The sequence below is a fragment of the Bradyrhizobium shewense genome, assembly GCF_900094605.1.
Taxonomy (GTDB): domain Bacteria; phylum Pseudomonadota; class Alphaproteobacteria; order Rhizobiales; family Xanthobacteraceae; genus Bradyrhizobium; species Bradyrhizobium shewense.
In genome coordinates this window covers 113,732-127,387 of sequence record NZ_FMAI01000002.1, presented here as the reverse complement: position 1 = coordinate 127,387, position 13,656 = coordinate 113,732, and the positions used below count along the sequence as shown (strand labels likewise).

10 protein-coding genes are annotated in these 13,656 nt (G+C 64.5%); 3 read left to right on the top strand and 7 right to left on the bottom strand.

Features of this window, described 5'->3' with window-relative positions; all coding sequences use genetic code 11:
* Positions 1-193 precede the first annotated feature (193 nt).
* Entirely contained in the window at positions 194-1,675 is a 1,482-nt protein-coding gene (locus GA0061098_RS04765) for an amidase (protein ID WP_165637164.1), read from the top strand.
* Between the two features lie 34 nt (positions 1,676-1,709).
* Here GA0061098_RS04765 and GA0061098_RS04760 read toward each other — a convergent pair whose 3' ends face one another.
* Positions 1,710-2,315 carry a TetR/AcrR family transcriptional regulator gene (locus GA0061098_RS04760; protein ID WP_091954241.1) on the bottom strand — a complete coding sequence of 202 codons (606 nt, stop codon included), beginning with the start codon at positions 2,313-2,315 and terminating at the stop codon, positions 1,710-1,712.
* Positions 2,316-2,514: 199 nt separating this feature from the next.
* Here GA0061098_RS04760 and GA0061098_RS04755 point away from each other — a divergent pair, with 199 nt between their 5' ends.
* On the top strand, positions 2,515-3,756 hold the full coding sequence (locus GA0061098_RS04755) for an efflux RND transporter periplasmic adaptor subunit (protein WP_091954238.1): 1,242 nt from the start codon (positions 2,515-2,517) through the stop codon (positions 3,754-3,756).
* A 165-nt stretch (positions 3,757-3,921) separates the two neighbouring features.
* Entirely contained in the window at positions 3,922-7,122 is a 3,201-nt protein-coding gene (locus GA0061098_RS04750) for an efflux RND transporter permease subunit (protein ID WP_091954235.1), read from the top strand.
* Here GA0061098_RS04750 and GA0061098_RS04745 read toward each other — a convergent pair.
* The 6 genes from GA0061098_RS04745 to GA0061098_RS04720 form a co-directional block, all read right to left on the bottom strand.
* Complete coding sequence (locus GA0061098_RS04745) at positions 7,119-7,847, bottom strand: sulfite exporter TauE/SafE family protein (protein ID WP_091954233.1); 729 nt, start codon at positions 7,845-7,847, stop codon at positions 7,119-7,121. The two genes, GA0061098_RS04750 and GA0061098_RS04745, sit on opposite strands and share 4 nt — an antisense overlap.
* Positions 7,848-7,861: 14 nt before the next feature.
* Positions 7,862-8,095: a hypothetical protein gene (locus GA0061098_RS04740; protein WP_028145197.1), complete on the bottom strand. Its 234-nt coding sequence runs from the start codon at positions 8,093-8,095 to the stop codon at positions 7,862-7,864.
* Positions 8,080-8,268, bottom strand: coding sequence for a hypothetical protein (locus tag GA0061098_RS04735; RefSeq protein ID WP_245323154.1), 189 nt, complete (start codon positions 8,266-8,268; stop codon positions 8,080-8,082). The genes GA0061098_RS04740 and GA0061098_RS04735 overlap by 16 nt, the downstream gene beginning before the upstream one ends.
* Positions 8,269-8,521: 253 nt before the next feature.
* The gene (locus tag GA0061098_RS04730) at positions 8,522-9,640 is read right to left on the bottom strand and encodes a helix-turn-helix transcriptional regulator (RefSeq protein ID WP_091954231.1); all 1,119 of its coding nucleotides are present in this window, start codon (positions 9,638-9,640) and stop codon (positions 8,522-8,524) included.
* A 106-nt stretch (positions 9,641-9,746) separates the two neighbouring features.
* Positions 9,747-10,865, bottom strand: a complete 1,119-nt coding sequence (locus GA0061098_RS04725; RefSeq protein ID WP_091954228.1) for a helix-turn-helix transcriptional regulator — start codon at positions 10,863-10,865, stop codon at positions 9,747-9,749.
* 144 nt (positions 10,866-11,009) lie between these two features.
* Positions 11,010-13,523 carry an autotransporter family protein gene (locus tag GA0061098_RS04720; RefSeq protein ID WP_091954225.1) on the bottom strand — a complete coding sequence of 838 codons (2,514 nt, stop codon included), beginning with the start codon at positions 13,521-13,523 and terminating at the stop codon, positions 11,010-11,012.
* Between the last annotated feature and the right edge of the window lie 133 nt (positions 13,524-13,656).

Genomic DNA, 13,656 nt, shown 5'->3' with positions numbered 1-13,656 from the left:
TCCATGCTGCGTGAGAGGCGTGGATGGCCGGGACAAGCCCGGCCATGACGCTGTGGAGACCGCCGGCGTCCCTGGCGGCCCAACCGCCGGGCAGATCTGGTTCCCGTTGCGCCGCCTCCTCATCGCGCACTCGAAATTGCATGCTTGATCTCGGACCGGTTCGCCGAGACGATGAGAGACATTGGAGTTCGTGATGACCGCAGATGCTGCTGACCTGAACTACGGCTCGATCAGAGCACTGGCGAGCGCCCTGCACGCGCGCAAGATATCTGCGTTGGAATTGCTCGAACATACGATCGCACGCATCGAGGCACTCGACGGTCGGATCAACGCGGTCATCGTGCGCGATTTCGACCGCGCGAGAGCGGCCGCGCGCGCCGCCGATGCCGCGCTTGGCCGCGGCGAGCGGCAGCCGTTGCTCGGCATCCCCGTCACCTTGAAAGAACCATTCAACGTCGCCGGCCTGCCGACGACTTGGGGCTTTCCTCATTTCAGGGATTTCCAGCCGGCAGAGGATGCCCTCGTCGTCTCGCGGTTGAAGGCGGCCGGCGCTGTCGTCATCGGCAAGACCAACATCCCCATCGGCCTCAGGGATTTCCAGAGCTACAATGAGATCCATGGGACGACTAACAACCCGTGGGACCTCGGCCGGTCGCCCGGCGGTTCCTCGGGCGGATCGGGAGCGGCACTGGCTGCTGGCTTCGGTCCACTCTCGATCGGCTCGGATATCGGCGGCTCGATCCGGGTCCCCTCGCATTTCTGCGGCGTGTTCGGACACAAGCCGAGCCTCGGCCTGGTCCCGCTACGCGGATACGGCCTGCCGCCGGCACCGCCCGTCCCCGGCCAGGGCGATCTCGCGGTCGTTGGGCCGATGGCGCGCACAGCTTCGGACCTTGCACTGGCGCTCGACGTGATCGCCGGCCCGGACGAGACGCGCGACGGCGTCGGCTACCGCCTCGCGCTGCCGGCCCCGCGCCACGACCGGCTCGGGGATTTCAGGATCCTTGTGATCGATACACATCCGTTGATGCCGACGGGTGACGCCGTGCGTTCAGCCATCGGGCGATTGGCCGAACGGCTCGGCAGATCGGGCGCGCGGGTGGCGCGCTCGAGCACGTCGCTGCCCGATCTCGCCGAGTCTGCGCGGCTCTACATGAAACTGCTCAACGCTGCGCGAAGCCCGCGCCTGACACCGGCTGCCCTTGCAGACGCGCAAGGACTTGCCGCAACACTCGCGCCCGACGACCGCAGCCTGCAGGCCGAGCGCGCCCGCGGCTGGGGCATGATCCATCGAGAATGGCTCGCGACCGATGCAGCGCGCCTGCAGCTGCAGCAACGGTGGCAGGAGCTCTTCCGCGAGTTCGACGCGGTGATCTATCCGGCAGCGGCGGTGCCGGCCTTTCCGCATGACCATTCCGAGCCGTTCGACGCGCGGCAGCTCGACATCGATGGAAAGCTCTACAACTACTCCGATGCGTGCTTCATCTGGGCGGACCCGGCCTCGACCTGCGGTCTGCCGGCGACCGCCGTTCCGATCGAGCGCACGTCGTCGGGCCTGCCAGTCGGCGTCCAGATCATCGGGCCCTATCTGGAGGATCGTACGGCGATGGCGCTCGCCGGACTGATCGAGCGCGAGTTCGGCGGCTTCGTGCCGCCGCCAACACTGTCTGCATGATCTGCGGGATGACCGCCGGCGGCGCTTACGGCCATCACGTTCGGTCCGCCGACTGCGCCTCGACTGCCTGCACGGCGACATCAGCCACCTGCCGCAGCGCTTCGCGATCTGCGCCCGAGGATGCCATCACGCCCATGCCGACCGCGACGGCCGAGACGTAGCGCGCGAGCGCGGCGGGGTCGGCGCTCTCCTTGAGATCGCCATCGGCCTTGGCACGAACAAAACGATCGCGGAGCTGGTCCTCGTTCTGGGCGCGGCGGGCGGCGAGCTCGAACGGGACGTTTTCGGAGCCGGTGCCGCAGGCGATGCCGCCCTGCACGAGCAGGCAGCCGGGCGGATTGGCGGGATCGGTCTGCTTCTCGGCGATGCCCATCAGCATCCGTTCGGCGACGTCACGGGCGGTGGATGCGGCCACCACCTCGTCCATCCAGACGCCGCGCAGCTTGGTGTAGCGATCGAGCGCAGCCTTCAGCAGGCCTTCTTTATTGCCGAAACAGGCATAGAGGCTGGGCGGATTGATGCCCATGGCCTCGGTCAGCTGGGCGATGGTGGCGCCCTCATAGCCATGGCGCCAAAACACTTCCATCGCCTGGTCCAACGCCGTTTCGGCGTTGAATTCGCGGGGGCGTCCCATGCGCATGTGCCTGTCTCCTCGGAATCGGCGGCTCGTATCAGCTTAACGCCGGCTCATATCTATTTGTTCTGGCTTTCTTTTTCTTGTGTCTTCCAATCATCGCGGTATCGGCGTACATTTTTCTTAGTGAATGGTACATAAGTATCTTGCACTGCGAGATCCAGCTCCACATCTGTAGTGAACACTACATATCTGGAGCGCGCAAATGCCCCCCTCCCAAAATACCTCCCGTGCCGGCCGCCTTCGCCGCCTTCTTGGCGGCGTCGCCATCGTCGGCGCCCTTGCTGTGGCCGGTACGATTGCGACCGGCCACTATCTTCGTTCCGCCCAGGCAACCGCAACGGCCGCCGCGGCTGAACAGGCGGTGTCCGTCACGGTTGCCATGATCGAGCCGCGGCAGACCGCGCTGTGGGACGATTTCTCCGGCCGGCTGGAAGCCATCAACCGCGTCGAGCTTCGCCCGCGCGTTGCCGGTGCGATCCTTTCCACCAACTTCACCGAAGGCACGCTGGTGAAGGCTGGCGACGTGCTGTTCAAGATCGATCCGGCGCCTTACGCCGCCGAGGTCGACAAGGCCAACGCCCAGCTCGAGGCAGCAAAGGCGCGCGTGGTGTTCACCACCAGCGAGGTCGAACGCGGCGCACAGCTGGTCGGCAATGCCGTCGTGACGCGCCGCGACTTCGACCAGCGCGAGAACGCCAACCGCGAAGCGATCGCCAGCGTGAAGGCGGCCGAGGCAACGCTCCTGACTGCAAAGCTCAATCTCGACTACACCGAGGTGCGCGCGCCCGTGGACGGCCGCGTCGGCAAGATCGAGATCACCGTCGGCAATCTCGTGGCCGCGGGCACCGCCTCCCCGGTGCTGACCTCGCTGGTCTCGATCAATCCGATCTATGCATCCTTCGATGCGGACGAAGAGGTCGTGCTGCGTGCGCTGAACTCGATCGCGGACGCCAAGGGCGGACGCGGCAAGCTCGACCAGATCCCCGTGGAGATGGCGACCTCCGGCGGCCTCTCGGCGAAAGGCCACATCCAGCTCATCGACAACCAGGTCAACGGCCAGAGCGGCACCATCCGGGTGCGCGCGGTGTTCCGGAACGAGGACGGGCGTCTGATCCCCGGCCAGTTCGCCCGCGTGCGCATGGGCCAGCCGAAGCAGCAGACGCTGGTGATGATCGATGAGCGCGCGATCGGGACCGATCAGGACAAGAAGTTCGTGATGGCGGTCGGCGACGACAGCCGCGCGGTCTACCGTCCGATCACGCTCGGCAGCGCCGTCGACGGGCTTCGCATCGTCACCTCGGGCCTGAAGTCCGGCGATCGTATCGTCGTCAACGGCCTGCAGCGCGTGCGTCCCGGCGTCCTCCTCAAGACGGAGGTCGCAGCGATGGGCGCGCGTGGGCAGCAAGCTTCGAACCACAGCAACCAGGACGTCGTGCAACGCTAGTGTTCTCTGTCATTCCGGGGCGCGCGTAGCGCGAACCCGGAATCCAGCAGTTTGGAAACTCCGATCCATCTCACCTCCGATTCCGGGTTCGCGCGCTGAGCGCGCGCCCCGGAATGACGGGGTGAGTTGGCGGAGACACGCAGGATATTGCCCAGGGGCAAAGCCATGAATCTCTCAAAATTCTTCATCGATCGTCCGATTTTTGCCGGCGTGCTGTCGGTCCTGATTTTCCTTGCCGGCCTGATCTCGCTGTTCGCGATGCCGATCTCGGAATATCCGGACGTGGTGCCGCCGTCGGTCCTGGTGCGCGCCACCTATCCCGGCGCCAATCCCAAGGTGATCGCGGAGACGGTCGCGACCCCGATCGAGGAGCAGATCAACGGCGTCGAGAACATGCTCTACATGTCGAGCCAGGCGACCACCGACGGCGCGATGACGCTGACGGTGACGTTCCGGCTCGGCACCGACCCCGACAAGGCGACGCAGCTGGTGCAGAACCGTGTGCAACAGGCCGAGCCGCGCCTGCCCGCAGTGGTGCGCCAGCTCGGCATCATCACCAAGAAGTCGTCGCCCGACCTCACCATGGTCGTGCATCTGTTGTCGCCCAACGGCCGCTACGACATGACGTATTTGCGCAACTACGCGGTGCTCAACGTCAAGGACCGGCTGGCGCGGATCGACGGCGTCGGCGACGTCCAGCTCTACGGCGCCGGTGACTATTCGATGCGGGTCTGGGTCGATCCGCAGAAGGCGGCCGAGCACGGCCTGACCGCGAGCGACATCGTCAAATCGATCCAGGCGCAGAACGTCGAAGCCGCCGCCGGCGTCGTCGGCTCCTCCCCGAACGTGCAGGGCATCGACCTGCAGCTGTCCGTCAATGCGGAAGGCCGGCTTTCCAGCGAAGAGCAGTTCGGCGACATCGTGGTCAAGACCGGCACGCGCGGCGAGGTCGTGCGGCTGCGCGACGTCGCGCGGATCGAGCTCGGCGCATCGCAATATGGCCTGCGCTCGCTGCTCGACAACAAGCAGGCGGTGGCGATCCCGATCTTCCAGGCGCCGGGTTCCAACGCGCTGCAGATCTCAGATAACGTCCGCGCCACCATGGCCGAGATCAAGAAGAACATGCCGGAAGGCGTGTCCTATCAGATCGTCTACGACCCCACCCAGTTCGTGCGCTCGTCGATCGAGGCCGTCATCCACACGCTGCTGGAAGCGATCGCGCTGGTGGTGCTGGTGGTGATCCTGTTCCTCCAGACCTGGCGGGCCTCGATCATCCCGCTGCTGGCCGTGCCGGTGTCGATCGTCGGCACATTCGCGGTGATGCACGTGTTCGGCTTCTCCATCAACGCGCTCAGCCTGTTCGGCCTCGTGCTCGCGATCGGCATCGTCGTCGACGACGCCATCGTCGTGGTCGAGAATGTCGAGCGCAACATCGAGGCCGGGCTGTCGCCGCGCGACGCCACCTATCAGGCCATGCGCGAGGTCTCGGGCCCGATCATCGCCATCGCCATGGTGCTGATCGCTGTGTTCGTGCCGCTGGCCTTCATCTCCGGCCTCACCGGGCAGTTCTACAAGCAGTTCGCACTGACGATCGCGATCTCGACCGTGATCTCCGCGGTCAACTCGCTGACGCTGTCGCCGGCACTGTCGGCGCTGCTGCTCAAGGGGCACAACGAGCCGAAGGACCGGCTGACGCTCATCATGGAAAAGAGCCTTGGCTGGTTCTTCCGCGGCTTCAACAAGGCCTTCACGCGCTCCTCGGACAATTACAGCGGGACCGTCACCAAAGTGATCTCGGGCAAGGCCGCTGTGATGGGGCTCTACGTGGTCCTGGTCGGCCTCACCGCCCTCTTGTTCCAGCAAGTGCCGAGCGGCTTCGTGCCCGGACAGGACAAGCAATATCTCGTCGGTTTTGCCCGCCTGCCCGACGGCGCGACGCTCGACCGCACCGAAGAGGTGATCCGCAAGATGAGCGACGTCGCGCTGACCCAGCCTGGTGTGGAGAGCTCCGTGGCCTTCCCCGGCCTGTCGATCTCCGGATTCACCAACTCCTCCAATGCCGGCATCGTGTTCTCGACGCTCAAGCCATTCGACGAGCGCAAGGGCCCGGCCCTGAGCGGGAATGCCATCGCGGCCGACCTGAACAAGAAGTACGCCGGCATCCAGGAGGCCTTCATCGCCATGTTCCCCCCGCCGCCGGTCAACGGCCTCGGCACCATCGGCGGCTTCAAGCTCCAGATCGAGGACCGCGCCGGTCTCGGCTATGAGGCGCTGAACGAAGCGACCAACGCGTTCATGGCCGCGATGCAGAAGGCGCCGGAGATCGCGGGTGTGTTCTCGAGCTTCCAGGTCAACGTGCCCCAGCTCTTCGCCGACATCGACCGCACCAAGGCGCTGCAGCTTGGCGTGCCCGTGACTGAAGTCTTCAACACGCTCCAGATCTACCTGGGCTCCTACTACGTCAATGACTTCAACAAGTTCGGCCGCACCTATTCGGTCTATGTGCAGGCCGACGCGCCGTTCCGTGCACGCGCCGACGACATCAGGCAGTTGAAGGTGCGCTCGTCCTCGGGCGACATGGTGCCGTTGTCGGCGCTGCTCAATATCCGCCAGAGCGCGGGACCGGAGCGCGCGATCCGCTACAACGGGTTCCTGTCGTCCGACATCAACGCCGCCGCCGCGCCCGGCTTCTCGTCGGGCCAGGCGCAGGAGGCGGCAACCCGGATCGCGGCGGAGACGTTGCCGCCCGGCTTTGCCTTCGAGTGGACCGACCTGACCTATCAGGAGTTCATCGCCGGCAATTCCGGCCTCTGGGTGTTTCCGCTGGCGATCCTGCTGGTGTTCCTGGTGCTGGCCGCGCTCTACGAGAGCCTGACCCTGCCGCTTTCGATCATCATGATCGTGCCGATGGGCCTGCTTGCCGCCATGTTCGGCGTCTGGATATCCAAGGGCGACAACAACGTCTTCACCCAGATCGGCCTGATCGTTCTCGTGGGACTCTCGGCCAAGAACGCGATCCTGATCGTCGAGTTCGCGCGTGAGCTCGAATTCGCCGGGCGCACGCCGATCCGCGCCGCGATCGAGGCGAGCCGCTTAAGGCTTCGCCCGATCCTGATGACGTCGATGGCCTTCATCATGGGCGTGCTGCCGCTGGTGCTCTCGACCGGCGCGGGCTCGGAGATGCGGCGAGCCATGGGCGTTGCCGTGTTCTCCGGCATGATCGGCGTCACTGTGTTCGGCCTGTTCCTGACGCCGGTGTTCTATGTGCTGCTGCGGACCGTGACCGGTAACAAGCCGCTGGTGCATCACGGCAGCGACATCAGCGCGGCACCGGTCCAAGGACTTCACGAAGTCCAAGGACACTAGATCAGGGAAATCCCCGACACGAGCAACAGAACGAGCACGGTCTTGCGAAAGACCGTCTCGTTGACCCGGTGGAATGCGATCACGCCAAGCGCCGAGCCGGCGAACAGCGCCGGCAGGCTGACGGCAAGGTCGACGAAGACCTTTGACGACAGGTCCTGATGCCCGACCAGCAGCGCGATGGCAAACAGCTGCATTGCCGCGATGAAGGGCTGCACCAGGCCGCGCTGCTCGCTCTTGGGCATGCCGCGCATGTCGCACCAGATCGTCGGGATTGCGCCCGGAATCGCGGTGAGCCCGCCGACGAGCCCTCCTCCGAACCCGATCAGCGCGACCCAGTGCCGGCCGACCGCCTCGCCGGCGGTCACCAGCGTCGGGCGCAGCAGCATATACGCGGCATAGAGCGCGACGATGATGCCGAAGCCGCGCCTGAGCAGATGCGTATCCGCGCTCTGCAACAGCGACACCGCGATGGGAACGCCGCTCAATCCGCCGACGATCAGCAGCAGACTGCCCTCCCAACGGATACTGCGCCGGAGCGCCCACAGATTGGTCGCCTGCACGCCGATGCTGCAAGCCATCATCAGCGGCACGGCTTCGAGCGGCTGAAACACCCGCAGCAGGATCGTGCCCGCGACGGCCGAAAACGCGAAGCCCGAGAGTCCCGAAACGAAGGCGCCGGCGAATACGGCAACGCTAAGCAGAATCAGAGTCGTGACATCAGGCACGGACCGTCCTCCGGTCAATCATAGGGGATCTGCGGAACGGCAACATCCGGGGTGTCTGTGCAGGCCGCCGGTTCGCGCGGAAACGACATTTGCATCGCATGGGCGTGGGATCGTTCCAGAAGCGCCAGCCCGACCAGCTGAAGAGCGACGAGCGCCCCGGTCAGCGCAATCGCGACGATGTTGAAATTACGCGCGCTCGTAGGCGGGCTCGCCGGCGGCGCGCTCGCGCGCATCAGATCCGTGGGCATTTCCTGAAACATCCTCTTGCTTGCTGACCGGAATGATTTCGTTCAAGGGCAATGTCGCCGGGCTGGGCCAGCAAGTGGTGATAGCGTTGCAATGCGCGTTGCGCGTCGATCTTGCGCTGCTCGCGGAACACGGCGCCGATGCGAGCGACGATGTCGCGGAACTTGTCGGCCATGGCAAGTGACGTCCTTCGCATGACGACCTCCTCTCAACCTGTGCGAGAGAATGATGAGATTCACCCCAGTCTGATGTGAGTTGCTTCACAAAGAAGTCTGATACGTCGAACAAGAAATCGTGTGACGCGTCTGTAGAAGAAAACGCAAAAACTCGCGTCATTCGATCGAATGACACGCGATAACTTTCTAATGATGTCTCTGTTTGAACCTGCCGGCGTGCTGCAGCGAAGAACGACGCGAGGCGCGTGCGCGTCAGTGCAGAAGCGGATTGGAGAATCCTGCCGCAAGCTTGACCAGATCGGCCTGACGGGACACGCCGGTCTTGGCGAAGACGCGGTGCAGATGCGTCTTCACCGTCGTCTCGGCGATCCCCAATGCGGCCGCGGTCTCCGGCACTCCGCCGACCTCGACGATCGATTGCAGAACCCTCAGTTCCGCAGGCGTCAACTCGAACATACGGTCGATCAGGCCGCCACATGAGCGGCTGTCGAGTTCCGCCTTCCAGATCAGCAAGGCCCCAACGGCCGACGTGCGCTCGGTCGCACCATCGCGCAGCAGCGAGGGCAGCGCAATCACGTGCGCGACGTAGTGCGAACCGTCGTGCGACGTCAAAGGGATCTTTCGACCGTCGGCCGCAGCCAGAGCCACCTCTCCCGGATCGCGGAAGATATTACGCAGGGCCAGATTGGCCTCGGAGGATCTCGTCACCAGCCGGCCCGAGATCGAGCGCAGGACATCGTCCGCGGCCAGGATCGTCTCGGCCGCCGGGTTGCTATGGACGATCTGGCAGGCTGCATCGAGCAGGATGACGCCGGCATTCAGGCGGTCCACGACGTCGGCCAGTGCGGTCGCGCGTTGCTGCTTCCGCTCGATCGCGCGGTTGATCATCAGCGCCCGGCTCGCATGGGGAACCAGGAACTGCATTCGCGCGCGCTGCTCGGCATCGAGCATCTCCCTGCCCGGGATGACGGTCAGCAACATCGGGCACGGCGACTTCGACTGTTCCAGCACCACGTTGGCGACGTCGATGCAGCCCTGCGGGCGCAGCCATTCCTGATAGAAGCGCCCGCGGCGGTACTCGTCGAAATTCACGAGGTCCGGAATGCTGCGCACCTCGCCGTACCCAGGAAGCCGGGCGAGCGGATCGTACCGGGAGTAGGTTTCGGAATAGAGCTGGATGTAGTGCGGATCGACTCCGCAATAATAATGGGTCGCCCCGGACTTGCTGACCGTATCCTTCGAGATCAGGCCGCAGGCCTGGCTGCCGATGAACGCATTGAGCATGACGACGACGTCGCTCCACAGCTCAGGGTGGAGTCCGGCATCATATATGCTCTCGATCAGCTCGGAATGTCTCGGAGATCGGGGCATCGGAAGAGCCAATGGTCAAAGTCGGAGATTTGCGGAATGTTCTCCGCGCCTCGCGGCTCCTGTGAGTCTGTCGCGGGAGAAAAAGGTTCAACGCCGACGGCGATCTTCAGTGGACAAGCGGATTGGCAAATCCCGCCGCGAGCTTGACGAGATCGGCCTGCCGGGACACGCCGGTCTTGGCGAAGACGCGATGCAGATGCGTTTTCACGGTCGTCTCCGCGATACCGAGTGTAGCCGCCGTCTCCGGGACGCCGCCGACCTCGACGATCGACAGGAACACGCGGAGCTCCGCTGGCGTCAGCTCGAACGTTCGCGCGATCAATTCGCCACAGGATTGTCCACCGAGCGACACCTTGCGCACAAGCAGCGCACCGGCGGCATCGACCACGCGCTCGCTGCCGTTGCGCAGCAAGGACGACAACGGCAGCATGTGAGCGACGTAGCGCTCGCCGGTGGCGGACAACAGCGGAATCGCACCGCCGCCTGCGGCCAGCACTGCACCGTCGCGATGGTCCGCAAACGCCTTGCGCAGGCTCCGATTGGCCTCAGCGTTGCTGGTCACGAGTTGCCCGGCAACGGACCGCACCACGTCATCGGCCGCGAGCAGGAGCTGACCGGCCGAATTCGCATGCACCAGGCGGCAGAGGCCGTCGAGCAGGAAGATCCCGACCGTCAAACTGTCGAGCACGTCCGCCAGTGCCGTCGCCAGCGTCAGTTGCGCGGTCATGGCGCGGTTGATCAGCAGCGCGCGGCTTGCGTGCGGCACCAGCAGCGAAAGGCGCTGCTTCATGCGCCGATCGACCATGCGGCGGCCCGACAGCACGGTCATCATCACCGGGCGGCTCGCATTCGACATCTCGAGCACGACATTGGCCGCATCGCTGCAGCCCTGCGGCTGCATCCATTCCTGGTAGAAGCGCCCGCGCCGGTACTCATCGAAATTGACGAGATCCGGAATGCTTACAATCCGGCCGTGTGGCGGCAGGACCGTCAGCGGATCGAACTTCGAATGGGTCTCGGCATAGAGCTGGATGTAGTGCGGGTCCGCTCCGCAATAGTAATGCGTGACACCGGATTTGCTGATCGAATCCTTCGAGAACAGCCCGCAGGCCTGGCCGCCGACGAAATCCCGGATGCCGGCCACCGCGTTATTCCATAGCGAGGGATCGAGCCCGGCATCGTAGATGGACTCGACGAGATCGGGCAGCTTTTGCGATCCGTGCATGGCTCAAAATGGCACTGAATGATCAATGCCGGGGAGCATAACACAACCATAGCATGCGACATCCTCCGATCGGAGGAGGCGCCGGCCGGGCGGATGGAGCCCGGCCGGCGGCATCGTGTTCGAGCCGCCAGGGCTGGTGCCGGCTCAGAACGCGACGCGAACGCCACCCTTGGCCGTGCCGGTGCGGCTCTGGTCGGACATCATCATGCCCTCGACCGCGCCAAACACGGACAAATTGGCCCCGCTGCGGTAGTCGAAGCCGAGGCCGGCCACCGCGCCGACGGTGCTGCGGCTGCCCGGCGTCACGAAGGACAGATTCTGTCCGAGCAGCACGGTGTTGATGGTGGTGTCGCCGACGCGCTGGAGGGCGATGACGCCGCCATGGACGTTGGCCTTGAGCTCGCCGCCGGCAAGGCTCGTCACCCGCGAGAGATCGACCTCGCCGCGCTCCTCAAAATCCTGCAGCGTGCGGCCGCCGACCGACAGCCCTTGCGCCGAACCGGTCTCGCTGTAGCCGTCGAACCGGCCCGCGACATAACGCAGCCGCGCGGTCGGCGTCAGCACGTAGCCGTTGCCGATATTGAGCTTGTAGCGGTAAGCAACCTCTGGACTCACGTACCATCCGCTGTAGTTCGCGGTTGCCGTCTCCATGCCGCCGACCGCAGCATTGTTCAGCACCAGGCGGCGCGACCTGTTGTCGGCGTTGCCGCCCTGGATCGTGACGTCGAAGAATTGCGACGCCCATTCGAACCGGCTGTAGACGCCGGCGAATGCGTAATTGGTGTCCACCGACTGCGAATTGAGATCGACCGAGAGGCCGCCCTGCCCGCCACCGAGGAAGGCGCCGACCAGCCAGTTCGGCTGCACCTTGCGGTCGATGCCGATGGCCCCGCCCCACGCCGTCGAGGTCGCGCGCAGCGTGGATGCGGTCTCGTCCTGGATGCGTTGGCCGCCAAAGCTGTTGGCCCAGACCGTGATCGGCGCGGGATCAGACCAGAGGCTGCGAGGCGCCTTTGTGAAGGGACCGGTCTCCGGCGCATAGGCCATTGCCATCATGTTGCTGCCGGCCGGCCCAGCGCCCCCGCTCAGGCGTCCCTGCACCAGGGAAGAGACACCACCGGTGAAATCCATCAGCGTGCGGTCGGTCTGTGCCAGCGCGGTGGGATCGAGCGTTGCGAGCGTGCCGCCGGCAAAGACCTTCGGGCCATCGAAGCCCCCGCTGGTGGTGTTGATGGTGCCATTGAAGTTGACGAAGGTCGGGAGCTGGATGCTCGTCAGCGACGCCACCCGGCTGCTCAGCGGAATGAAGTTGACGTTGACGACGTCATTGCCGAAGCCGAAATCGACCACGCCATTGATCTTCGAGCCCGGCAGCAGCGTCAGCGTGTCGGCCTTGCTCGATAATTTAATCGCCGTCCCGCTGGTGCCGGTGATCGTACCGGAATTCGTGATGTTCGACCCGTCGCTGGAAGAAATGCCAGTTCTGGCGATAATGGTGCCGGAATTGATGACGTTGGCTTGGGTCGCCGAGATTCCGGTGCCACTGAGGGTCGAGGCCTGGAGAAAGCCGGTGTTCGTCACATTGGCCACGTTGGCGCTGACGGCTGCGCTGTCCGCAATGATGGATCCGGAATTGTTGACGTTGCCGACGAGCGCGTTGACGCCGCGATCTGCCGTGACTTTTCCGATATTGTCCAGGTTCACGGTGCTGGCGCTCATGCCGGAGCCGAGTATCGACGCAATCAGCCCTGTGTTGGTCACATTGACGCTCGTACCAAAGATCGCGCTCGATACGCTCGATATCGTGCCGCTGTTCGTCACGCTTGCAGTGAGGTCCGCGCGAATGGCGTTGCTAGTACTGCCGTCGGCACCAATGGCGCCGGAGCCGAAATTGGACACGTCAACGTTCTTGCCGGATACGCCGAACGCGTGACCGGCGATGTTGCCTGCGTTTGCCACCGTCGCCACACCGGAGGCCTCGATCGCGCCTCCGGTCGCTGCAAATTGCGAGATGATACCGGAGGCATCATTGGTGATGTTGAGGGTCATACCCTTGATGCCGCGGGCATCTCCCGAGATCGTTCCGGTGTTCGAGACCACGTTGACCGTGGCGCCATTGATCCCGATCGTATCGGGCCCGACGCCGGCGATCGTGCCAGAATTTCGCACGGTGGCCGTCGTGGCTTCGACCCCGCTCCCCCTTCCCCCGGCTTCGCTCGCAATCATGCCCGCATTGTCGAGCGTGAGTGTCGACGCCAGAACCGCATGAAAGCCGGTGATCGTGGCACCGCTGAGATTCGACACCGTCAAACCGAGGCCGCTGAGACCCGACGCTAGCGCGCCATCAATGATGCCGGCATTGATGATGACGTTGCCATCGCCGCTCTGGATGCCGAAGGCGCTTCCGTGCACCTTGGCCCCGGCCTCGATCCGATAGATATTGTTGTCGTCCTGGCTTGTCCCATATCCGTTGTTGGGGGCCTGCTGAGCGTTGACATCACCCGAGCAAACGATGGTCGCATTGCTGACCGGTGCCGCCGGCGTGCACGCAGCCTCGGCTTGATCGACGGCCAACAGCGGCGCAGCGAACACCAGAAGGCGCATCGATCGCCACACCAAATGCCGCTGCGCGAAGTCACCAAGAGCCGTCACATTCATCGTCTTCGTTCCCCAGAAAACCTCGCGCTTGATGGCAGCGCGCGCATGGTGATGCCGGACTCCTCCATTGGAAGGCGCTCGGCAGCGAATCCTGGATTCGCTGAACGCTAAGGTAGAAGGACGCCAATGGTCC